Annotated in this window: 20 protein-coding genes; 11 read left to right on the top strand and 9 right to left on the bottom strand. The window is 60.6% G+C overall.

Annotated features, from left to right (window positions below):
* The 4 genes from AQS8620_RS09440 (at position 1) to eno (ending at position 4,529) form a co-directional block, all read left to right on the top strand.
* The gene (locus AQS8620_RS09440; RefSeq protein ID WP_085836601.1) at positions 1-492 is read left to right on the top strand and encodes a hypothetical protein; all 492 of its coding nucleotides are present in this window, start codon (positions 1-3) and stop codon (positions 490-492) included.
* A gap of 123 nt (positions 493-615) precedes the next feature.
* Positions 616-1,551: a nucleoside hydrolase gene (locus AQS8620_RS09435; protein ID WP_085836600.1), complete on the top strand. Its 936-nt coding sequence runs from the start codon at positions 616-618 to the stop codon at positions 1,549-1,551.
* A 123-nt stretch (positions 1,552-1,674) separates the two neighbouring features.
* Positions 1,675-3,108, top strand: a complete 1,434-nt coding sequence (locus tag AQS8620_RS09430) for a protein adenylyltransferase SelO (RefSeq protein ID WP_085836599.1) — start codon at positions 1,675-1,677, stop codon at positions 3,106-3,108.
* 143 nt (positions 3,109-3,251) lie between these two features.
* The gene (gene eno / locus AQS8620_RS09425; protein ID WP_085836651.1) at positions 3,252-4,529 is read left to right on the top strand and encodes a phosphopyruvate hydratase; all 1,278 of its coding nucleotides are present in this window, start codon (positions 3,252-3,254) and stop codon (positions 4,527-4,529) included.
* 61 nt (positions 4,530-4,590) lie between these two features.
* Here eno and AQS8620_RS09420 read toward each other — a convergent pair whose 3' ends face one another.
* Positions 4,591-5,706 carry an anhydro-N-acetylmuramic acid kinase gene (locus AQS8620_RS09420; protein WP_085836598.1) on the bottom strand — a complete coding sequence of 372 codons (1,116 nt, stop codon included), beginning with the start codon at positions 5,704-5,706 and terminating at the stop codon, positions 4,591-4,593.
* Positions 5,707-5,772: 66 nt separating this feature from the next.
* Here AQS8620_RS09420 and tyrS point away from each other — a divergent pair, with 66 nt between their 5' ends.
* On the top strand, positions 5,773-7,026 hold the full coding sequence (gene tyrS, locus AQS8620_RS09415) for a tyrosine--tRNA ligase (RefSeq protein ID WP_085836597.1): 1,254 nt from the start codon (positions 5,773-5,775) through the stop codon (positions 7,024-7,026).
* A 76-nt stretch (positions 7,027-7,102) separates the two neighbouring features.
* On the opposite strand, the gene AQS8620_RS09410 is transcribed toward tyrS, so the two are convergent.
* A complete protein-coding gene (locus AQS8620_RS09410) occupies positions 7,103-7,654 on the bottom strand; it encodes a peptidylprolyl isomerase (RefSeq protein ID WP_085836596.1) in 552 nt (183 codons plus the stop codon).
* Positions 7,647-8,153: a peptidylprolyl isomerase gene (locus tag AQS8620_RS09405; protein ID WP_085836595.1), complete on the bottom strand. Its 507-nt coding sequence runs from the start codon at positions 8,151-8,153 to the stop codon at positions 7,647-7,649. The genes AQS8620_RS09410 and AQS8620_RS09405 overlap by 8 nt, the downstream gene beginning before the upstream one ends.
* A gap of 158 nt (positions 8,154-8,311) precedes the next feature.
* Between AQS8620_RS09405 and AQS8620_RS09400 the strand changes: the two genes are divergently transcribed.
* The 6 genes from AQS8620_RS09400 to AQS8620_RS09375 all read left to right on the top strand — a co-directional run bounded on the left by AQS8620_RS09400 (position 8,312) and on the right by AQS8620_RS09375 (position 15,101).
* Positions 8,312-9,484, top strand: coding sequence for a phosphoglycerate kinase (locus tag AQS8620_RS09400; RefSeq protein ID WP_085836594.1), 1,173 nt, complete (start codon positions 8,312-8,314; stop codon positions 9,482-9,484).
* Between the two features lie 210 nt (positions 9,485-9,694).
* On the top strand, positions 9,695-10,603 hold the full coding sequence (locus tag AQS8620_RS09395) for a fructose bisphosphate aldolase (protein ID WP_085836593.1): 909 nt from the start codon (positions 9,695-9,697) through the stop codon (positions 10,601-10,603).
* A 243-nt stretch (positions 10,604-10,846) separates the two neighbouring features.
* A complete protein-coding gene (locus AQS8620_RS09390; protein ID WP_085836592.1) occupies positions 10,847-11,155 on the top strand; it encodes an FtsB family cell division protein in 309 nt (102 codons plus the stop codon).
* A 218-nt stretch (positions 11,156-11,373) separates the two neighbouring features.
* A complete protein-coding gene (gene pdhA, locus AQS8620_RS09385; protein ID WP_085836591.1) occupies positions 11,374-12,399 on the top strand; it encodes a pyruvate dehydrogenase (acetyl-transferring) E1 component subunit alpha in 1,026 nt (341 codons plus the stop codon).
* Between the two features lie 21 nt (positions 12,400-12,420).
* On the top strand, positions 12,421-13,785 hold the full coding sequence (locus AQS8620_RS09380) for a pyruvate dehydrogenase complex E1 component subunit beta (RefSeq protein ID WP_085836590.1): 1,365 nt from the start codon (positions 12,421-12,423) through the stop codon (positions 13,783-13,785).
* A gap of 11 nt (positions 13,786-13,796) precedes the next feature.
* Complete coding sequence (locus AQS8620_RS09375) at positions 13,797-15,101, top strand: pyruvate dehydrogenase complex dihydrolipoamide acetyltransferase (RefSeq protein WP_085836589.1); 1,305 nt, start codon at positions 13,797-13,799, stop codon at positions 15,099-15,101.
* A gap of 184 nt (positions 15,102-15,285) precedes the next feature.
* Here the strand turns inward: AQS8620_RS09375 and cysE are convergent, their stop codons facing one another.
* The 6 genes from cysE to AQS8620_RS09345 all read right to left on the bottom strand — a co-directional run bounded on the left by cysE (position 15,286) and on the right by AQS8620_RS09345 (position 22,804).
* Positions 15,286-16,086 (bottom strand): serine O-acetyltransferase, encoded by an 801-nt coding sequence (gene cysE, locus AQS8620_RS09370; protein ID WP_085836588.1) that lies wholly within the window; start codon positions 16,084-16,086, stop codon positions 15,286-15,288.
* A gap of 162 nt (positions 16,087-16,248) precedes the next feature.
* Positions 16,249-16,959 carry a DUF2793 domain-containing protein gene (locus AQS8620_RS09365; RefSeq protein ID WP_085836587.1) on the bottom strand — a complete coding sequence of 237 codons (711 nt, stop codon included), beginning with the start codon at positions 16,957-16,959 and terminating at the stop codon, positions 16,249-16,251.
* Positions 16,952-20,854: a baseplate multidomain protein megatron gene (locus tag AQS8620_RS09360; protein WP_085836586.1), complete on the bottom strand. Its 3,903-nt coding sequence runs from the start codon at positions 20,852-20,854 to the stop codon at positions 16,952-16,954. The genes AQS8620_RS09365 and AQS8620_RS09360 overlap by 8 nt, the downstream gene beginning before the upstream one ends.
* A complete protein-coding gene (locus tag AQS8620_RS09355; RefSeq protein ID WP_085836585.1) occupies positions 20,854-21,291 on the bottom strand; it encodes an NlpC/P60 family protein in 438 nt (145 codons plus the stop codon). The genes AQS8620_RS09360 and AQS8620_RS09355 overlap by 1 nt, the downstream gene beginning before the upstream one ends.
* Positions 21,288-22,172, bottom strand: coding sequence for a phage/gene transfer agent baseplate hub protein (locus AQS8620_RS09350; RefSeq protein WP_085836584.1), 885 nt, complete (start codon positions 22,170-22,172; stop codon positions 21,288-21,290). Before AQS8620_RS09350 ends, AQS8620_RS09355 begins: the two co-directional genes overlap by 4 nt.
* Complete coding sequence (locus AQS8620_RS09345; RefSeq protein ID WP_085836650.1) at positions 22,172-22,804, bottom strand: DUF2460 domain-containing protein; 633 nt, start codon at positions 22,802-22,804, stop codon at positions 22,172-22,174. The genes AQS8620_RS09350 and AQS8620_RS09345 overlap by 1 nt, the downstream gene beginning before the upstream one ends.
* Between the last annotated feature and the right edge of the window lie 44 nt (positions 22,805-22,848).

The following is a 22,848-nucleotide window of genomic DNA, read 5'->3' as shown; positions in this document are numbered from 1 at the left end:
ATGCGCAACCTTATCATCCTGTTCACTGCGGCCTCTCTTCTTGCGGGCTGCGCCAGCGTGCGGGACTCGCGCTTCAACCCGCGCAACTGGGTCGATAGCACCCCCGATGTGGTGACAAGCGACAGCGGCGCGATCGTGCTGCCGACACTGGCCCCGCGCAAAGGCTATGTTGCCTTCGTGGACACCCGCCCCCTGATCGCACAGATGACGGGGCTGAGCCTGCAACGCACGCAGACCGGCGCGATCCTTGTGGCAAGCGGGCGCGTCCCCACGCAGGGCTATTACGACGCCGAACTGGTCGAAATCGACGAGGGCCTGCCAAACCGCCTGACCTACGCGTTTCGCATTCGCCCCCCAAGCACGGCGATGCCCGCAACATCTGCCGCGCAATCGGCGCTGAATGTGGCCGTCACCCTCTCCAACGCCCAACTGCTGCAAGCCACGGAAATCGTTGTGCAAGCGGGCAATGTGACCCGCAGCCTGCGCCCCTGAGACCTCGCGGGGCGCACCGTATCCGGCGCTGAGAAATTCTCGCGCCCAGGCGCGCGCCTTGCCGCTTTACATCCCCCGCGCCGCGCGCCACCCTCGCCCCGAACACAGCTTCGGAGACCAAAAATGGCGCGCAAGATCATCATCGACACCGACCCCGGACAAGACGACGCGGTCGCGATTCTGCTGGCAGTGGCCTCCCCCGAAATCGACCTGCTCGGGCTCACGATTGTCGCGGGGAACGTCCCCCTGGCGCGAACGGCCGACAATGGCCGCAAAGTGCTGGAACTGGCAGGACGCAGCGATGTGCCGGTCTTTGCGGGCTGCGAAAAACCGATGGCCAAGGATTTGGTGACGGCCGAACATGTGCATGGCAAAACCGGGTTGGACGGCATCGCATTGCCCGCCCCGGTGATGCCACTGCAAGCACAACACGGTGTGGATTTCATCATCCAAACCCTGCGCGCCGAACCCGCCGGCACCGTGACCCTTGTGCCTATCGGCCCCCTCACGAACATCGCCACGGCCTTTGAACGCGCGCCCGACATCAAGGAGCGCGTGCAGGAAATCGTGCTGATGGGGGGCGCTTATTTCGAGGTGGGAAACATCACCCCCGCGGCAGAGTTCAACATCTACGTCGACCCGGAAGCCGCTGACATCGTGTTTAAATCCGGCGCAAAAATCACAGTCATGCCACTGGATGTCACCCATAAGGCGCTCGTCACCGCCGATGTGGTCGACCGCTTTGCACAGATGGGCACACCTGTGGGCGCAGTCGTGGCAAGCTGGATCAATTTTTCCGAGCGCTTCGATCTTAAAAAATACGGATCAAAGGGCGCGCCGCTGCATGATCCGGCCACCATTGCCTATCTCATCGACCCGACGCTCTACGAAGGCCGTCACATCAACGTTGAGATCGAGGTCCACAGCCCGCTCACGCGTGGCATGACCGTGGCTGACTGGTGGGGTGTCACCGACCGCGCCGCCAACGCGCTGTTTATCGGCACAGTAGATGCAACACGGTTTTTCGACCTGCTGATAACGCGGATCGGCCGGCTGTAGCCCTGCCCTTTGGCTTCTTTCGGACCCAAATACCCACGGCGCGACCGCTGCCAAAGGCGCAACATCGGGTATTTTTATCCGAAAGAAGCTAGAAGACGCGCCCGGCATGATTAAGTGAAGATTATGACACAGCATATTCCCTTCCAGAATTCCTACGCGCGCCTGCCTGCGGCCTTTTTCACCCATGTGGCACCGGAGCCCGTTCCTGCCCCCGCACTGCTGGCGCTGAACGATGGTCTGGCAAGGGATCTAGGCATTGACCCGCAGTGGCTTGCCTCGCCTGAAGGGGTTGCGGTTCTGGCTGGAAATGCCGTGGCTACAGGGTCGGAACCTTTGGCGCAGGTCTATGCTGCGCATCAGTTCGGCGGCTGGGTTGCGCGTTTGGGGGACGGGCGTGCCGTGCTTTTGGGCGAAGTTGCCAGCAAGGCAGGGCTGCGCGATCTTGTGTTGAAAGGATCCGGGCGCACCGCCTATTCGCGCAATGGCGACGGGCGCGCGTGGTTGGGGCCAGTGTTGCGTGAATATCTGGTGAGTGAGTGGATGCACAGCGTGGGTGTGCCCACGACGCGCGCGTTGGCCGCCGTGTCCACCGGCGCGCGCGTTCAGCGCGAGCAGGCCTATCCGGGGGCAATTCTGGTGCGTGTTGCCAGTTCGCATCTGCGGATCGGTACGTTTCAATATTTTGCCGCACGCGGGGATTTTGACAGTCTTGAAGTCCTGACGGATTTCGCGCTTGCGCGGCATTTTCCTCAGGCCAAGGGACCGCTGGGCCTGGTGATTTCGGTGGTGCAGGCGCAGGCCGAGCTGATCGCCAAATGGATGGGACTGGGGTTTGTGCATGGCGTCATGAACACCGACAACATGACGATTTCGGGCGAAACAATCGACTATGGGCCCTGCGCTTTCATCGATACCTATCACCCCGATGCGGTCTATTCCTCGATCGACACGCAGGGGCGCTATGCCTATTCCAATCAGGCGAATGTGGCGGGGTGGAATTTGGCGCAACTGGCCTCCAGCCTTGTCGGGATCATGGCCAAAACCGAAGAAGAGGCGGAGACGGCGATTGCGGCCCTCACCGAGGTGATCAACAGTTTTGCAGCGCGCTATCATCTGGCGTGGGAACACGTCTTTGCAGCGAAGCTGGGGATTGCCCAACCGAAGGCGGGCGACAAAGCCTTGGCCAAGGAACTGCTGGATCTGATGGCTGCGGGGCAAGCCGATTTCACCAATACATTTTATGCGCTGGGCGCAGGGGGTGCGCGCGACCAGTTCAGCGATCCGGCGGCTTTTGATCTGTGGGAAGCCAAATGGCGCGCGCGGATCGCGCAGGAAGCGGATCCACTGGCGGTCATGCGCGCGGCAAACCCTGCCGTAATTCCGCGCACGCACCGCATCGAACAGGCCATTCAGGCGGCTGTCGGCGGCGACATGGCCCCTTTCGAGCGGCTGCGCGTGGCCTTCGAGACCCCTTTTGCGCTATCGTCGGACAACCGCGCGCTGGCCTTTCCCCCGACCGAGGACGAGGTGGTAGCGCGCACATTTTGTGGCACGTAAGGCGCGATGCCGCGAAAAATGTTACCGCTAACGTGCAATTTCACCCCTGTTAGCGCAATCGATGCAGCGCGCCGTTGACCCGACGTGCCAGCCTGCTATCAACACGCTCAATGGCCCGCGAACTTGAACAAAAGGCAATGACCATGAGCACTATCATCGACATCATCGGCCGCGAAATCCTCGACAGCCGTGGCAACCCCACCGTCGAAGTTGACGTGATCCTCGAAGACGGCACGCTGGGCCGCGCCGCAGTCCCTTCGGGCGCTTCCACCGGCGCGCATGAAGCGGTCGAGAAACGCGATGGCGACACGTCGCGTTACCTGGGCAAAGGCGTTTTGGAAGCGGTTGCCTCCGTGAACGGCGAGATTGCCGAAGCGCTTGTGGGCATGGATGTGACCGAGCAGGAAGCCATCGATGCGATCATGATCGAGCTGGACGGCACCCACAACAAGGGTCGCCTTGGCGCGAACGCTATTTTGGGCGTGTCGCTGGCCTGTGCCAAAGCGGCGGCGGATTTCTCCGCCCTGCCCCTGTATCGCTACATCGGCGGCTCTTCTGCACGTATGTTGCCCGTTCCGATGATGAACATCATCAACGGCGGCGAGCATGCCGACAACCCCATCGACATCCAGGAATTCATGATCATGCCGGTGTCGGCCGCGAACGTGAAAGAAGCGATCCGCATGGGCGCCGAAGTGTTCCACACGCTGAAGAAAGAGCTTTCGTCCGCAGGCTACAACACCGGTATCGGCGACGAGGGCGGCTTTGCGCCCGCGCTTGAATCCACCCGTATCGCGTTGGATTTCGTGATCAAATCCATCGAGAAAGCAGGCTACAAACCGGGCGAGGATATTTATCTCGCGCTCGATTGCGCCTCCACCGAATATTACAAAGACGGCAAATACGAGATGGTTGGTGAGGGCAAATCCCTGACCTCCGCCGAGAACGCCGACTATTTGGCCGCGCTTTGCGACGACTATCCGATCATTTCCATCGAAGACGGCATGGCCGAGGACGATTGGGACGGCTGGAAGCTGCTCACCGACAAGATCGGCGACAAGATCCAGCTGGTCGGCGACGATCTGTTCGTGACCAACCCCGTCCGTCTGGCCGATGGCATCAAACAGGGCGTTGCGAACTCGATGCTGGTCAAAGTGAACCAGATCGGGTCGCTGTCGGAAACGCTCAAGGCGGTCGATATGGCGCATCGTGCGGGCTACACAAACGTCATGTCGCACCGGTCGGGCGAGACCGAGGATGCCACCATTGCCGACCTCGCCGTGGCGACCAACTGCGGCCAGATCAAAACCGGATCGCTGTCGCGCTCGGACCGTCTGGCAAAATACAACCAGTTGATCCGCATTGAAGAAATGCTGGGCGCAACGGCTGAATTCGCGGGTCGCTCGATCCTCAAGGCCTAAGCGTCGCGCACATGAAACTCACAGGCCCCGCAGGTGATGCGGGGCCTTTTTTTGCGCCGCGTCAGGCGAGATGCACATCGGCGGAACGCGGGGTCGGGCGCGCGATGCGCCCGCCGCCGACGCAGGCACGCACCCCCGTGGTGGCCGGGCACGATGTCGGCAACCCGCGCGCAACCCGCACAGCAAGATAGGCAAAGGCCTGTGCCTCAAGCATATCTCCGTCGAGATCGACGTCCTCCACGGGGCGCACCGGACAGTCCAACCCAGCCGCAAGCATCGCCATCAGGGTCGCGTTGTGCCGCCCGCCGCCCGTGACAAAAACCGTCGCGGGCGCAACGGGGCAATGGTCCATCCCGCGCGCCACCGACGCCGCGCAGGCCGCGGTGAGCGTTGCGGCGGCATCGACGTCGCTCAGATCGGCCACCCCATCAAGAAGTGAGGTAAAATCGTTGCGATCCAGTGATTTAGGCGGCATGCGGTAAAAATACGGATGTTCGAGAAACGCCTCGAGCACGCCCTCGGCCACGCGGCCCGATGCCGCCAGGCGGCCACCGTCGTCTTGGGTCTGGGCGCGGCGCTGGCGCATCAGATCATTCACCGGCGCATTCGCAGGGCCTGTGTCAAAGGCCAAAAGCGCGCCAGGGGCGGCAGGGTTGCGCAGGCGCGGATCGACCCATGTGATATTGCCGACCCCGCCAAGATTGAGAAACGCCACAGGCTCCTGCGCGCCGATGTAGCGCGCACAGGCGTGGTGGAAAAAAGGCGCCAGCGGTGCCCCCTCCCCCCCGAGTTTTACATCCGAGGTGCGAAAATCCCATACGACGGGCCGGTTCAACACCTCTGCCAGCACCGCGCCATCGCCCGCCTGATAGGTGCCGCGCCCGTGCGGCTCATGCGCCAAAGTCTGGCCGTGAAACCCGATCAACTCATAGCCCGTCAGCCCGTGAATGGCCTGAACATGAGCGGTTTCCAACATCTCGCACAGCGCCTCCGACGCCTCCCAGGCCCCCAGCTCTGCGCGCAGCATCTCGCGCTCATCCGCGCTATAGGCGCGAAAAGCCACCTCGCCAAACCCGCTGATCTCCTCGCCATTCGTCAGCACCAGAGCGGCGTCCACCCCGTCAAGCGAGGTGCCCGACATCGTCCCACAGGCCCAGATCGCGTCATTTCCCAACATGGTCTTTCCCTTTTTACGCCCGGTCGGTATATCAGGCCCAAGTGACGCTTGGAACGGAATTGCACCATGACCTACCACCCGAAGTCGGACTTTCTTGCCGTGATGATGGAGCGGGGCTTTTTGGCCGACTGCACCGATTATCAAGGTCTGGACGATGCTCTGATCAAAGGGGTGGTGCCCGCCTATATCGGCTATGATGCCACCGCACAGTCGCTGCATGTCGGGCATCTGCTCAATATCATGATGCTGCGCTGGCTGCAAAAAACCGGCCACAAACCGATCACCCTGATGGGCGGCGGCACCACGAAAGTGGGCGATCCCTCCTTTCGCGCCGACGAGCGTCCGCTGCTGACCAACGACCAGATCGACGCCAATATCGACGGCATGAAACAGGTCTTTGCAAAATACCTGTCCTATGGCGAGGGCGCGGGCGATGCGGTCATGCTTAACAATGCCGAATGGCTCGATACCCTGAACTACCTCGAATTCCTGCGCGATATCGGGCGGCATTTCTCGGTCAACCGGATGCTGTCCTTTGAAAGCGTGAAATCGCGTCTGGACCGCGAACAATCGCTGTCCTTTCTCGAATTCAACTACATGATCCTGCAGGCCTATGATTTCCTTGAGCTCAACCGCCGCTACGGCTGCCTGTTGCAAATGGGCGGTTCGGATCAATGGGGCAACATCATCAACGGGATCGACCTTACCCGCCGCGTCCTCGATCACGAAATCTACGGGCTCACCTCGCCACTGCTGACCACCTCGGATGGCAAGAAAATGGGCAAATCCCAAGGCGGCGCGATCTGGCTGAATGCGGAAATGCTGTCACCTTATGAATTCTGGCAATTCTGGCGCAACACGACCGATGCCGACACGGGCAAATTCCTCAAACTCTACACCGAACTGCCCGTGAGCGAATGCGACCGCCTCGGTGCCCTCGAAGGCGCTGAAATCAATGCGGCGAAAATCATCCTCGCCAATGAAGTCACCGCCCTGCTTCACGGCACAGAGGCCGCCCAGGCCGCCGAGGCCACCGCGCGCGAGGTCTTTGAAAAAGGCGGCGCGGGCGAGGACCTGCCCACCCTCACCCTGTCACGCCAGGACCTTGGCGACGGCATCTCCATCGTGCAGCTTTTCGTCCGCTCCGGCCTTGCGAATTCGGGCAAAGACGCCAAACGCCTCTTCACCGACAATGGCGCCAAAGTGAATGACCGCGATCAAAAAGACGCAGGCCTGATGATCCGCGCAGAAGATCTCGCGCAGCCGATGAAACTCTCGGCGGGTAAAAAACGCCACGCTCTGGTGGTCTTGCAGGACTGATCCCTGCCTTCTTTCGGATAAAAATACCCAAAAGAAAACGGCGCCCGAAGGCGCCGTTTTTTATTCTTTTGCCGAGCTACTCGGTGACCGTGACGCTGACCATCCGGTCGGGTTCGCCAATGACCGCGCCATTCGCACCCTCGCCCTTTTTGATCGCATCCACGACCTCCATGCCCGACGTCACTTCGCCGACCACGGTGTATTGGCCGTTCAAAAACGCACCCGGTGCAAACATGATAAAGAACTGCGAATTGGCGGAATCGGGGTTCTGGCTGCGCGCCATGCCGACCACACCGCGATCAAAGTTCAGGTCGGAAAATTCGGCAGGAAGATCCGGTAGCTGCGAGCCGCCTGTGCCGGCGCGGCGCATATCGCTACCCGCCTTACCGAACTCGACATCGCCCGTTTGCGCCATGAAACCGTCGATCACGCGGTGGAACACCACCTCGTTATACGCGCCCTCATTGGCGAGCGCTTCGATCTGGGCCACATGGTTGGGCGCGACATCTTCGAACAAGTCGATATGCACCGTCCCATTCGCACCGGGACCGGCAATCTCGATATCGAGGCCATCGGCAACGACGGGCGTTGCGACCAGGGCCGCGACCACTGCAAGCGATTTAAGCATCTGCGGCCACCTTGACCGAAATCATCATGTCGGGGTCGGCTGCGGGTTCGCCGCGTTTGATCGCATCGACGAATTTCATGCCATCCAGCACCCGCCCGTAAACCGTGTACTGGCGGTTGAGGAAATGGTTGTCGGAAAAGTTGATGAAAAACTGCGAGTTGGCCGAGTTGGGGTTCTGGCTGCGCGCCGCACCGATGGTGCCACGATCGTGGGGCAGCGACGAAAACTCTGCCGGAAGATCGGGGTGCTCGGAGCCGCCTGTGCCCGCGCGGCGCAGGTTGAAGTCCTTGTTCGTATTGCCGTTTTCAACGTCGCCGGTTTGCGCCATGAAACCGTCGATCACGCGGTGAAACACCACGCCGTCATAGGCGCCGGCGCGCGCCAGAAGTTTCATGCGCTCGACGTGCTTGGGGGCAACATCGGGCAAAAGCTCGATGATGACGGTGCCGTCTTTGAGTTCGATCAGAATGGTGTTTTCGGGATCTTTGATATCGGCCATGGGGTGGCTCCTTGGTCTTGGTAAAACGTCGCTTTGGCGCACCCTATTGCGCAGCGGCGCGAAGGGAAAGCCCTCGCAGTTGACGCGGCGGGAAATATAAGGTGAACAGGTCTTGGCCCGAAATTGACCTGACACTACCCCTGAAAGGATGCCTTGCAATGGCTTGGAAAACCCTCGACGACATGGATCTGAACGGCAAGATCGTGCTGACGCGCGTCGATATCAACGTGCCGGTGGATGGCGATCGCGTGACAGATGCGACCCGCATCGAGCGGATCAAACCCACGCTTGACGATATTCTTGCCAAAGGCGGCACGCCGGTATTGCTGGCGCATTTTGGCCGCCCCAAAGGACAGGTCGTGCCCGACATGTCGCTCAAAGTCACCCTGCCCACCCTCAAAGAGGTGCTGGGGCGCGATGTGGTCTTCATGGAAAAACCCGACCGCGCCGCGATTGACGCGGTCAAAGGTCAGGTTGTGCTGATCGAAAACACCCGTTTTGCGGCGGGCGAGGAAAAGAACAGCCCCGAGATGGCGCAGTTTCTGGCCTCTTTGGGCGATGTCTACTGCAATGATGCGTTTTCCGCCGCGCACCGCGCCCATGCCTCGACCGAGGGCGTGGCCCATCTGCTGCCCGCCTGTGCCGGGCGCCTGATGCAGGCCGAATTGAGCGCGCTGGAAGCCGCGCTTGGCACGCCCGATCGCCCGGTTGTGGCCGTGGTTGGCGGCGCGAAAGTGTCCTCGAAACTTGACCTGCTCGGCAATCTGGTGCGCAAGGTCGATTTTCTGGTGATCGGTGGCGGCATGGCCAACACCTTTCTCGCAGCTCAGGGTCTCGATGTGGGCAAGAGCCTGTGCGAGCATGATCTGGCCGACACCGCACGCGAAATCGTGCAAAAAGCCGGTGAAGCGGGCTGCGAGATCATTCTGCCCGTCGATATTGTGGTGTCGCGCGAATTCAAGGCCCATGCGGCAACCGAAACCGTCGCCGCAGACGCCTGCCCTGCGGATGCGATGATTCTGGACGCCGGTCCCAAATCCGTAGAACGGGTCGCATCGATCCTGAAGGATGCCAAAACGCTGATCTGGAACGGCCCCCTCGGCGCCTTCGAAATCGAGCCCTTCGATGCGGCCACCAATGCGGCGGCCAAAGCGGCGGCCGATTTGACAACGGCGGGCACGCTGGTATCGGTCGCAGGCGGCGGTGACACGGTCGCGGCGCTGAACAAAGCGGGCGTGGCCGAGGCCTTTACCTATATCTCCTCTGCGGGCGGGGCGTTCCTTGAATGGATGGAGGGCAAGGAATTGCCGGGCGTTGCCGCGCTTGGCTAATTGTCATTCAAAATGAGTAATCAGGAAAAGGGCGGCCCAGGGGTCGCCTTTTTCGCATGTTACAAAAGTTTAGCGCAAACAGGCACTTGTGTTGGCGCTAACAGAATTGAAGCCCATTCAATTCGCGGATAACCAGTCAGGGATGGCCCAATCACACGAGGGCAGTTTGTCTGCACAGACAACTGCCTGCTACCAGACGGGGAAACACCCATGGCGAATGCCAAGCACACCGATCAGATCCGCGCCGGCAAAGGCTTTATTGCAGCTCTTGACCAATCGGGCGGCTCGTCGCCCAAAGCGCTCAAGCTCTACGGCGTCGACGAAACCGAATACAACGGCGATGCCGAAATGTTCGACATGATCCATGCGATGCGCGCCCGCATCATCAAATCGCCGGTCTTTACCGGTGAGAAAGTCGTCGGCGCGATCCTGTTCGAACAGACGATGGACCGCGACATCGACGGCATTGCGACCGCGCAATTCCTTTGGGAAAAGAAGGGCGTTGTTCCCTTTCTCAAGATCGACAAAGGTCTGGAAGAGGAAGCAAACGGCGTTCAACTGATGAAGCCGATGCCCGATCTGGACGCGCTTTTGGCGCGCGCCGAAAAACTTGGCGTTTTTGGCACCAAAGAACGCTCGGTGATCAACGCGGCGAATGAAGCGGGGATCAAAGCCGTTGTGGCCCAGCAGTTTGCCATTGGTGAACAGGTCATCGCGGGCGGTTTGATGCCGATGCTCGAGCCGGAAGTCACGATTTCGATCACAGACAAAGCCGAAGCCGAAACGATCCTGCGCGCAGAACTGCTCAAACATCTCGATGCTCTGGATGCCTCCAAACAGGTGATGATCAAGCTGTCGCTGCCCAGCGTTGCGAATTTCTACAAGCCGCTGATCGACCACCCGCGCGTGCTCAAGGTTGTCAGCCTGTCGGGCGGCTATTCGCGCGATGAAGCCTGTGCGCTGCTGGCGAAAAACGATGGCATGATTGCCTCCTTCAGCCGCGCGTTGATCACCGGCCTCTCGGCCAAACAGTCCGACGCAGAATTTGATGCGGTGCTGGGCGAAACCGTCGAGGCGATTTTCGAAGCCTCCATCGCGGGCGAGACGGTCGCGGCCTGACGCGCCACAGGGTGAAGATACCGGGGGTATTTTCAAAATCGACACGGTGCGGGGCGGCTTTCGGGGCCGCCCTTTTCCTTTGGACTGTTCCCGAAGCGGTACGCGCCCTAAGTGTCAAACAACATTCGCAAATTTTCGCTTGTCTTCATTTTATGGATTCACACGGCGAATCGCCTGTGGCATGATGATCCCCAGCGCCCCGTCAGAGGACGCATTGGCAGAACAAATCGCAGGCTGACCCAGATGTCGCGCAGCACCCATCGTAACCGCCTTCCTGTTGGCGGTGTCGTCTATTTTACCATCGCATTCCTTTTGGGAAGCTACTTTGCCTTTGCCTCTGTGCAGGGCAACTACGGGCTGTTTCGCCGCATTCAGGTCGAAGCAGAAGGGCGCGCGCTGAGTGCGCAGGCCGATGCGCTGGAAGAACAATTGATCGCCATGCGCAACAAGACCAAGCGGCTGTCGGATGACTATCTCGATCTTGACCTGCTCGACGAACAAGCCCGCGATGTTCTGGGCGCAGTCCGTTCGGATGAGGTCGTGATCCGCTAACCCCCTGCCCCTCCTTTGTTTCTTTGCTTTGCGGCGCCTGCGGGCGCCGTTTGCACACCCACCTGCGCCCGCATCTGCGCGGCCGTGATGGCGCACTTGCGCTCTGTGCATAGCTGCTAGGCGGGCGCTGTTGCAAATATTGCGTGCAATCGCTGCACGCCTCGTTTAGAATATTGTTTAACGTTAAACTATTGGCGCGACTTGGAGGAGGAGGCCGCATGGCTACCCGTAAAAGCGACAGCAAGCCTGCCGCGCAGGCGAATGTGTCGAAAGACGAACTACTCTCTTATTATCACGATATGCTGCTGATCCGGCGCTTTGAGGAAAAGGCAGGCCAGCTTTACGGCATGGGCCTGATTGGCGGTTTCTGCCACCTCTACATCGGTCAGGAAGCTGTTGTTGTCGGCCTTGAAGCCGCAACCAAGGAAGGCGACAAACGCGTCACCTCCTACCGTGACCACGGCCACATGTTGGCCTGCGGCATGGAAGCCAACGGCGTGATGGCCGAGCTGACCGGTCGCGAAGGCGGCTATTCCAAAGGCAAAGGCGGCTCCATGCACATGTTCTCGAAAGAGAAACATTTCTACGGCGGCCATGGCATCGTGGGGGCGCAGGTGCCGATCGGTGCCGGTCTTGCGTTTTCGGACAAATACAAAGGCAATGACAATGTGACCTTTGCCTATTTCGGCGATGGTGCTGCCAACCAGGGTCAGGTCTATGAGACCTACAACATGGCGCAGCTTTGGGATTTGCCGGTGATTTTCGTCATCGAAAACAACCAATACGCCATGGGCACCTCGGTGCAGCGCTCCACCAAATCCCCTTCGCTTTGGGAACGCGGTGCGGCTTACGGCATCAAGGGCGAAGAGGTCGACGGCATGTCGGTTCTCGCCGTCAAGGAAGCGGGCGAGCGCGCCGTGGCACATTGCCGCGCGGGCAACGGCCCCTACATCCTCGAGGTCAAAACCTACCGCTATCGTGGCCACTCCATGTCGGACCCCGCGAAATACCGGACCCGCGAGGAAGTGCAGAAAATGCGCGAGGAACGCGATCCCATCGAGGCAATCCGCTCGATGCTGATGACCGGCAACCACGCGACCGAAGAAGAACTCAAAGACGTTGATAAAAAGATCAAAGAGATCGTCAACGCCTCGGCAGAGTTCGCCAAGGAAAGCCCCGAGCCCGCGCTCGAAGAGCTTTGGACCGACATCTATGCGGATGAAATTCCGCAGCACAACGCCTGATTTCGGGGAGGAAACAGACCAATGGCAACTGAACTTCTGATGCCCGCGCTTTCTCCGACGATGGAAGAAGGCACACTGGCAAAATGGCTGGTCAAAGAGGGCGACACCGTGTCCTCCGGCGACATTCTGGCCGAAATTGAAACCGACAAGGCCACGATGGAATTCGAGGCTGTGGATGAGGGTGTGATCGGCAAGATCCTTGTGGCCGAAGGCACCGAGGGCGTGAAGGTCAACACCGCCATCGCGATCATCGTCGAAGAGGGCGAGGACGTGAATGCGGTCCCCAAAGCCGCAGCAGCCCCCGAGGCCGAAGCAGCCCCCGCCGCCGACAAAGCCCCCGCAGCGCCCAAAGCCGCTGTCGAGGTCGTGTCCAAAGCCTCCCCCGATTTCCCCGAGGGCACCGAGACCAAAACGCAGACCGTGCGCGAAGCGCTGCGCGATGCGATGGCCGAGGAAATGCGCCGCGACGAGAACGTGTTTCTCATGGGGGAAGAGGTGGCCGAATACCAAGGCGCCTACAAGATTTCCCAAGGGATGCTGGACGAATTCGGTGCCAAACGCGTCATCGACACGCCGATCACCGAGCACGGTTTTGCCGGTATCGCGACTGGCGCGGCCTTTGGCGGTCTCAAGCCCATCGTGGAATTCATGACCTTCAACTTCGCCATGCAGGCGATTGACCACATCATCAACTCGGCGGCCAAGACATTGTATATGTCGGGCGGCCAGATGGGCGCGCCCATGGTGTTTCGTGGTCCCAACGGCGCGGCAGCCCGCGTTGGCGCGCAACACAGCCACGATTACGCGGCTTGGTATGCGCAGGTTCCCGGTCTGAAAGTGGTCATGCCCTATTCGGCCTCCGACTACAAAGGTCTGATGAAGTCCGCGATCCGCGATCCCAACCCTGTCATCTTCCTTGAGAACGAAATCCTCTACGGCAAATCCTTTGAGGTGCCGGTCATGGATGATTTCACCATTCCCTTTGGCAAGGCGCGGATCTGGCGTGAAGGCAGCGATGTGACCATCGTGTCTTTTGGGATCGGCATGACCTATGCGCTCGAAGCGGCGGACAAGCTGGCCGAGGAAGGGATTTCGGCGGAAGTGATCGACCTGCGCACCCTGCGCCCCATCGATTACGACACCGTGCTGGCCTCCGTGATGAAGACCAACCGCTGCGTCACCGTCGAGGAAGGCTTCCCCGTTGGGTCCATCGGCAACCACATCGGTGCGACGATCATGCAGCGCGCGTTCGACTATCTCGACGCGCCGGTGATCAACTGCACCGGTAAAGACGTGCCGATGCCCTATGCGGCGAACCTTGAAAAGCATGCGCTTGTGACCACGGATGAAGTGATCGCGGCCGTTAAAGCTGTCACCTACCGCTAAGGAGAAAAGATATGGCTATTGAACTACTTATGCCCGCGCTTTCTCCGACGATGGAGGAAGGCACGCTGGCGAAATGGCTGGTCAAAGAGGGCGATGAGGTCAAATCCGGCGACATCATCGCCGAGATCGAGACCGACAAGGCGACGATGGAATTCGAAGCGGTAGACGAAGGCGTCATCGGCAAGATTCTGGTCGCCGAGGGCACGGAAGGCGTCAAAGTGAACGCCGCCATCGCCGTGCTTTTGGAGGACGGTGAAGACGCGTCTGCGGCGGACACCGTCGGGGGCTCTGCCCCCGCCGCTCCCGCAAAAGAGACCCAAGCGCCCAAAGAAGCGCAAGCCAAACCCGCAGCGGCTGATGCCCCTGCCCCGGCTGCGCCGAAAAAGGACGGGGAGCGCATTTTCGCCTCGCCGCTCGCACGGCGCATCGCGGGTCAAAAGGGCTTGGACCTGACGACGATCACGGGATCGGGCCCCAAGGGCCGTATCGTGAAAGCGGATGTCGAAAACGCAACCGCAGCGCCCAAAGCGGCCCCTGCGGCAGCGGCACCGACAGCTTCTGCGGCCCCGGCCGCTGCGCCTGCTGCGCCCTCGCTCGACGCGATCAAAAAGACCTACGAGGGGCGCGCCTACGAGGAAGTCAAACTGGACGGGATGCGCAAAACCATTGCCGCCCGCCTGTCGGAAGCCAAGCAGACCATCCCGCATTTCTACCTGCGTCGCGACATTCAACTGGACGCTTTGATGGCGTTCCGTGCGACTTTGAACAAGCAGCTGGAAGCGCGCGGCGTAAAGCTGTCGGTCAATGACTTCATCATCAAGGCTGTGGCAAACGCGCTGCAAGCCGTGCCCGAGGCCAATGCGGTCTGGGCGGGTGATCGCGTGTTGCAACTGAAACCTTCGGATGTTGCCGTTGCCGTGGCGATCGAGGGCGGTCTGTTTACCCCCGTGCTCAAAGACGCCGACATGAAGTCGCTTTCGGCCCTGTCGAGCGAGATGAAAGACCTCGCCAAACGCGCGCGTGAGCGCAAGTTGGCCCCGCACGAATACAACGGCGGCGCTTTCGCGATTTCCAACCTCGGGATGTTCGGCATCGACAATTTCGATGCGATCGTGAACCCGCCCCACGCCGGTATTCTGGCGGTCGGCGCAGGCAAGAAGAAACCTGTTGTCGGTGCGGATGGCGAGATCACCGTGGCCAATGTCATGTCCGTGACCATGTCCGTTGATCACCGTGTGATTGACGGTGCGGTCGGCGCGAACCTGTTGAACGCGATTGTCGACAACCTTGAAAACCCTGTCGCAATGCTGGCCTAAACCACGGTTGTACACATAAAAAAAGGCCCCGCGCGAAAGCGTCGGGGCCTTTTTCATATCTCGCATATGGCGGTAATCGAGCGCGCGAAGCCGCAGCGCGACACAGTTTGTTTGTGGCAAATTGTTTGTGGCAAAACCGACCGCGCGGCCTTTCACAGCCGTGCAAGCCCGTCGCAAGAGGCCGTTATTTGAGCCGTTGATCCATCGAAATGGACGGCTGTGCACAGCCTGCCTCGCCCACGACTTTGGCGGGCACGCCCGCGACAGTGGTGCAGGGCGGCACCTCCGAGAGGACAACAGACCCCGCAGCAATCCGCGAGCAATGGCCGATCTTGATATTGCCAAGCACCGCAGCCCCTGCCCCGATCAACACGCCATCGCCAATTTTTGGATGGCGATCTTCGTCCTCCTTGCCCGTACCGCCAAGCGTCACGGAATGCAGGATCGACACATTGTCCCCCACAACGGCCGTTTCGCCGATGACGATGGAATGGGCGTGATCCAGAAAGATCCCTTTGCCAACGCGGGCCGCGGGATGGATGTCTACACCGAATTGTTCGGACACACGCATCTGGAAGAAATAGGCCAGATCACGTCGCCCCTGCGCCCAGAGCCAATGCCCGATGCGGTACGCTTGAACGGCCTGGAACCCTTTGAAATACAACAAAGGTTGGATAAGGCGATGGCAGGCAGGATCGCGATCGAACACCGCCACAATATCTGCACGCAAAGCCTGCCCGATCGACGCGTCATCTTGATATGCGCTGTCGGCAATTTCGCGCAAAAGCTGCTCGCTCATTTCCGTGGAGGCGAGTTTCTGGCTGATGCGATAGGCCAGCGCACTTTCGAGCGAGGCGTGGTGCAAAATACAACCGTGCACCAGCCCCCCCAACAGGGGTTCCTGTTGTACAGCATCCAGTGCTTCGGCACGGATGCGGCTCCAAACGGGATCAAGTTCGGCGAGATTTGCGCGGGCTTCGGCCATGTCACATGCCTTTGGTCTGTTTCTTATGCTGCGAAGTCTAACATAGGGCGCGCGCATCGACTATCCCAGATACGGCGCTGTATTTTCTGCACCAAAACGCAAAAAACGGGCCGCGCCAAATGGCACGACCCAAAGAAGATGCAGTCAAACAAAATGGCGCGATCAGGCGCGCGGCAAAGCAAAGGTCGCGTAATGCACGGCAAGGCGAATTGTGCCGCCTGAAAACGTGCCACCTTCCGCGCTCAGAACGAGATCCTCGTCCCCGTAATAGGTCAAGGGCGTGCCCGTCAGCCCGCGCAACCAACTTCCCGCAGCAAGCGACAGGCCCGATCCATAGCGGTTTGTCGATCCCGCAACGCCCAGCGAAAACCCCGTCGCCGTGCCCGTGATATCCGTGACAACCCGCCCCGTCACCCCATAGACAACGGCGTTACCCGGGATTGCGTAGGTCACCGCGCTGCTGGCGCCCGCGCTCACGACATGGTCGATTTCTGCCGTGTGAAACCCCATGCCAGCCCCGTTGGGTGTCACAGTGACAAGATCGAATTGCCAAGCCTCACCGTCAAAGACCATCCATTGCCCGGTGTCGCTGCGATAGGCGCGAAACCCCGCAGTTGGCACGACAAAGGCCCAGCCGTTGTTTACAAACAACGCGATCTCCCCCGCGTGGCTTGCCCAGTCATTCACAGGGGCCGCGCCGACGACGAAACAGGCGCCCTCGCTCGCCGTTACCGGGGGCGTGTTGCCAAAGGCGCCCTGCACAGTGCATTGAATAACCGCGTCAATCCGCGCGAGCGCCTCATTCACAGTCACATGTTTTTGCGCTTGTGCGGCTTGCAGCAAGGGCAGGTCAAAACGGGGTGTGTCAGTCATTGATATCAATCCTTGTGGTCAGGCCCGCGCCAAAAGCGTCGGAAATTTGCGCGACTTGCAGTGTAAAGGCACCCAAGGCACCATCCGCTGCGCGCTGCGCGCTTGTGTAGGTCCAGCTCGGGCTGGTCACGATCACAGATCGCTGGATGTTGCCGTTCACGATCACGTCTACGGCGTAGCGCTCGCTCGCCTCGCCCAGCGGCACTTCAAAGGCTTCCCAACTGTCGCCATCGATGCGGGTTTGGCGAATCCAGTCAAAACGGATCGCACCGTTTTCCACGCGCACCGGAGTCAGATGGCATGGCGCGTAGGGCCGCAAACCGATCCCCGCAAAGGCCTCAACCAGATGCTCGTAGCTCGGATCATCAAAGGGCCGCAGCGACGGTCCAATCCGGTAGTGCCGCGCAAGACCGCGTTCTGAGCTTGCCAGCTCGATCTGCTTAGGAGCAGAATTGAGCAACACAACGTAGGATCCCGCAGGCCATTCAGCGCCCAGCGCAGAGGTGCCAAACTGACCACGCAGCCGCTCGGAAAGCTCATAGGTCCGGGCACCGACAAGGGTTGCTGTGGCGAACTGGAACACCTCCCAATGTCCCGATGTGCCATCCCCGATCGCCATCATGTTCGCACCGTTCAGAACAGACGCCTGATCGGCCGTGGTTAGCGCCCCCGAAATCAGCTTGACGCGCAGCGCCTCTCCCCGATCCCAAAGACCGCCCGCAGCCGCGCCAAGGCCCGTCTGCGTCACACCGATCACAGCGCGCTCGGTGATCAGCGTATTGAGGGTGTAGCCCGCATCGCTGATTGCCGAATACAGCGCAGCCGTTCCGGGCCAGATGTTTGCCGTCGCGGCGACATGCGGCGCAAACGGCACCTCCTGGCCCGTCAGCAACGGCAGATCGAGGAACAGCCCGAATACCGGCAAAGGCGGCACAAAGGCGCTGGTGCCAATCGTATCCTCTGCGGCTTGCGATGGCTCGTAGGTCTCGGCTTCGATCCGCACCGCATCGATCTGGCGCAGCCCCGCATCGGTCACATGATCAATCCGGTACAATGTCGATACACCGTCCTGCGCGACTGCGACGACATCCCCCGCGCCGACATCCGCGATGGACGGCGGAAAGGCCCATTTGGCCATGTCGCGCGCAATCCGGCTCTCGGCAAGCCAGCGCTCCACGACAGCGCGCCCCTCGGCGCGGGTCAGCGCAAGCGGAAACTCCGTACTGGTCACCAACCGGCTTTCTTCATCCGGATGGATCGCCTCCTCAGAGCGCGCACTATAATCGTTGTCGAAATCGGCAAAGGTAAACCGAACGCGCCCCGCCACTTCGGCCTCCGGTGCACGGATCATCTCGAAGGTGCTGGACTCACTTGATGAAACCGCCAGCGTTTGGGCATCGACCGCACCGTCTTGCGCGCCGGTTCGGTTGATAAAGCGTAGCGCGCCATCACGTTCGATCACGTCAAACCCGTAGGCAAGCTGCAAAGGCTGCAATGCCTGACGCGCGGTCCCGCCATCCGACACGCTATAGCCCCGCACAAGCCCGTGCAGCGCATCCACCTCTGGCGCGCGGGCTCCCGAGCGCGCGCAAATCTCGCGCACCACATCCGACAAAGGACGCGCCGTCGAGCGCCCGTTGATCCAATGCCCCTTGCGGTAGTTTTCCGCATCCGACCAGACCTCGGAATTGGCCGGAAACGCCGGATAGGGGCGCGCATCCCATGCCCAAACATGAGCGCGCTCCATGTCGATCATCGGCCCGGCGTAGACCTCGGACATCGGGTTATGCGCCGCATCCCCCCAATATCCATAAATGGCCCGCAAATACTGCATCTGGATATACTCGTCGCGCCGTCCGTCAGAATAATGCGGCAAAGCGTTTTCCGAGGATTTTGCGTCAAGGAACTTGTTGGGCTGGTTCGTTGCCTTGTCGATCGCCGCACAGCCGATTTCGGTAAACCAAATCGGCTTGGATTGCGGCACCCACGCGGTCGCTGTGCCAGAACGCACCCCGGCGATCCGCTCGAAATGGGCATTCTCCCACCATCCACGTATGTCTTTGTAGCGATATACCCACGGCTCGTTATAGGCGCCATCGGTGATGGGCGTGCGGATCTGTGCGTCGCGGTGCTCGTCATAGGCATAATACCAATCATAGCCCTCCCCGCCCTCGATATTGTCGCGCAGGTAGTCGAGGTTGTAGATCGTCCCATACGCCGCGTCGGCTTCGCCCTCGGTGTCGCGCCAATCGGACATCGGCATATAGTTGTCGATCCCGATGAAATCTATGTTCTCATCCGCCCAGAGCGGATCGAGGTGGAAGTAGAGGTTTCCATCGACCTGATAGCCGAAATATTCGCTCCAATCCGCGGCATAGCCGATCTTGCAGGCCTCCCCCAAAATCGAGCGCACATCTGCCGCCAGGGCTTTTAGAGCCGTGACGACCGGAAAGCCGCTTGCCCCCCGGATTTGCGTCAGACTGCGCAACTCGGAGCCGATGCAAAACGCATCCACGCCCCCCGCCAAAGCGCAGAGATGCGCATAGTGCAGAATGAACCGCCGAAAGGAAAATTCCGCCGGACCCGAATAGGTGACAGAACTCCCCGTGGCCGTGAAATCGCTCGCTTGGGCGGCGCCGAAAAATGCCGCGACCTCGCTATCGGCCAAAGCCGTCCCATCACTTGTCCCCGCCACTCCCGGCGCAAGAGAGGTCGTGATGCGGCCGCGCCACGGCAGCGCCGGTTGCCCCACCTCGCCAGTCCAGGGGTTGACCAACGTGTTATCGGCCAGTTGATCCATCAAAATGAACGGGTAGAACACGACTTTCTTGTCGCGCGCGCCCAGCGCCTGAATTGCCTGCACAACCGAGGCATCCGCGGGCGTGCCTCCGTAAATCACCCGACCTTGGGCGTCGGTCGGCACGGTTTGGGCCTCTCCACGGCTGATCCCGGACACCTCCCAAGGCATCGGGGTGCCATCGGTCACCGTCTGTTCGACCTTGGGCGTGATCGCACAATCCCCGCAGCGCAGATCATCGCCAAACCAGGACACGACCATAGACACCGACCCCGCATTGGGCAGCTCCTCATCCAGAGCTTCAAGCGAGACCTCGAAATCCGACCGCGCGCCCACCGTATGCAGGTTGGCCACCTCGGTCTCGCCCGGGCCCTTTTTCAGATAGACCGCTTGCGTGGCCAGCGAATATTCGCCCGTCCCCGGGATCAAGGCGACCGCTTTGACCGCGTGGGTCAAATCATCCGGCACCGCCTCTTGCGATGGGCGCATCACCTCGAAGGTGAATTGGGGAATGCGATTGCCATAGGGCGTAAGGTCCAAATCCTCGAACACCACATAAGCCATCCCACGATAGGCCGGAACCGTGCCGGTTCCCTCCACGGCTTCGATCTTGGGATCGGGCAATTGATCTTGCGACCCTGTGTAAACCCGCAGGTTCAGATCATCGCGGCTGATCTCAGTGCCATCGGCCCAAATACGCCCGATCCGCGAAATCTCGCCCTCGCAAAGGGCAATCGCAACCGAGACCGAGTAGGAATAGCTCGTGACCGACAGTTGGCGCGGCGTGCCTTTGCCACTCCCCCCCGATGTGCTCACATGCTCCAAAAACCGCGTCGCCCAAATGATCTGGCCATTCACGCGCATCCGACCGTACACTTGCGCCACAGGCGTGCCCTCGGAGGCCCCCGTCAAACGCAAACGGTCGACCTTGCCAGTCTCGACGGCCTGCGCGCCGCTCCCCAGCAACCTCTGATCAATCACACGGCCAACGGTCGCGCCAATCGCGCGTCCCAAGACGACCGATGACAGACCTAAAACACCGCCACCAACCGAAGCCCCCGCAGCGGCCCCGACAGCAGACAAAAGGATCGTCGCCATTAGTTTTCTCCCTCTGGAAACGCAAAGCACGCAACGATGCGGCGTTGCCACGGCGGGGTCAGCGCACTTTCAACGACCCCATGCCCGCTATAGGCGTGAATAAAGCTCGCGCTGGGGCGATCCGCGCCAACGATGCCCAAATGTTTGGCCACGGCCCCGTTGCGCATCCGGAACAGGATCACATCGCCGCTTGCCAGCGCGCGCACGGGCTTTTCAACCAAATGACATGCCGCAGCGCGCCAAAGACGCTCGTCCCGCGCGGCCTCGGACCAATCTTGGGTATAGGCAGGCACAACAACCGGCTCTGCGCCGATCCCCTCGCGCCACACACCGCGCAGCAGGCCCAGACAATCCGTGCCCACCCCCTTGAGTGACTGCTGATGCAGATAGGGGGTGCCGATCCACGCCCGCGCGCGCTCAGCCCAAATGGAACTCACCGCAGACTCCCCCCGTCGTTCATCTTGGCAGATTGCGGATAGCTCATCTGCCAATCCTCGCCAGGAATGTCGGGAAACCCTCGAAAGTTCAGCATGTTATCGAACTTGAGCCGGCAGGTCTCGACCCGTTTGTCGCAGCCTGCTTCCAAACGCACCAGATCGCCCTGAGCCACCACCGCCTTAAGCGCTTCCCACAGCTCGATACGCCGCAGCCCCCCGCTGGTGCGATCATTCTTGATCACCCCGAACAAACCGGCCGCCGCACCGCCAAGAACCACAAAGCGCCCGCGCTCGAACCAGCGCGCCTCGAACCCCTCGATGCCGCTAAACTCGAAAAACTTGCCGTCGCGCAGCGTTTCCACCGCAAGCTCGACCGAATAGCCCGGCTGCGACAAATCCACACCGCAGGCCCCGTCGCCCAGGATCGCCCCGCAAGGCGCCTGATAGACACGCCCCTGCTCCTGATTGAGCGCCTCGGTTAGCCCGCGCAACTCGGCGCGAAACCCTCTGTCGGCACGGGTGATTTCACCAATCGTGCCACGGTACAGGATCACCCGCTGCGCGACGTCAGCCCAATTCACCAACCAAGCGACAACTTCGGCCCCGTCCAACCGTCCGGCAAAAATATCCGCCTCGGAAATCGAGGTCGCATTCAACACGCCCATCGCTTCGGAGTTATCAACCGACAACCCCGTGGATTGCTCCAAAGCTGTCGCCGTCATTCCTGTGTCGGCGCGATAGGAAATGTCCCCAAAGCGCAGGGTCATGTCGTGGTCCGTAAACCCGTAGACCGCACCATCGCGCCGCGTGACCGACCAACAGCGACAGGTTGTCGTCGTGCCCGTTTGCAAATGGGCCTTGAGTGCTGCATCAAACCCCATCACAAACGCACCTCGACGACCGGAACATTGGGCACCTGCCCCGCTTGAAACGATGCAACCGAGGTGGAAATCCGGTCCGTATCAAAGCGCACAGGCACGTCGAACTCGAATCCGGCGGTGATCTGCGCCCCTTCCTCGGGCGCATCCACGAACGTCACGATGCCGCTCGCCAGATCGACGCTCCAATGCACCGCTTCAAACAGCTGTTCACCCTCAATGCCCATTTTCACCGTCCCCAGCACCGGCTTGGCGATCGGACGGGCATAGGTGACGCTGCCGGAGGTGTAGTTCTTGATCAGCTGGAACGCGGTCGTCACCCCATCGCCAAGCGCAATGTCCTGATCCTCGTGGGACACGATGCCCGACGCGATGGAGGTCTTGTAATCCGCCCAATCTTTCCAGCGGAACCCGTACAACTGGCCCTGACGCGCCTCGAAAAATGCAATCATCTGCTCGATATCATCAAGCGATCGCATCCCCAGCCCCGCGTCATAGCGCCGGCGCGAATGGGCCCAGGGCGTGTTGCGTTCTTCAAAACCGTTGGCAAGCGTGACGATCTCGGTGCGCCGCTCCGGCCCCCCCACCGACCCGAAACTCAGGTTCGCCGGAAATCTTACTTCATGAAAACCCATGGAATTCCCCTCCATCTCGTGGCATCGACCCGCGCCGCGCCAAA

Source organism: Aquimixticola soesokkakensis (genome assembly GCF_900172375.1).
Taxonomy (GTDB): domain Bacteria; phylum Pseudomonadota; class Alphaproteobacteria; order Rhodobacterales; family Rhodobacteraceae; genus Aquimixticola; species Aquimixticola soesokkakensis.
Note: the sequence above shows the minus strand (reverse complement) of the source record. Positions and strands in the feature narration are given on the sequence as shown.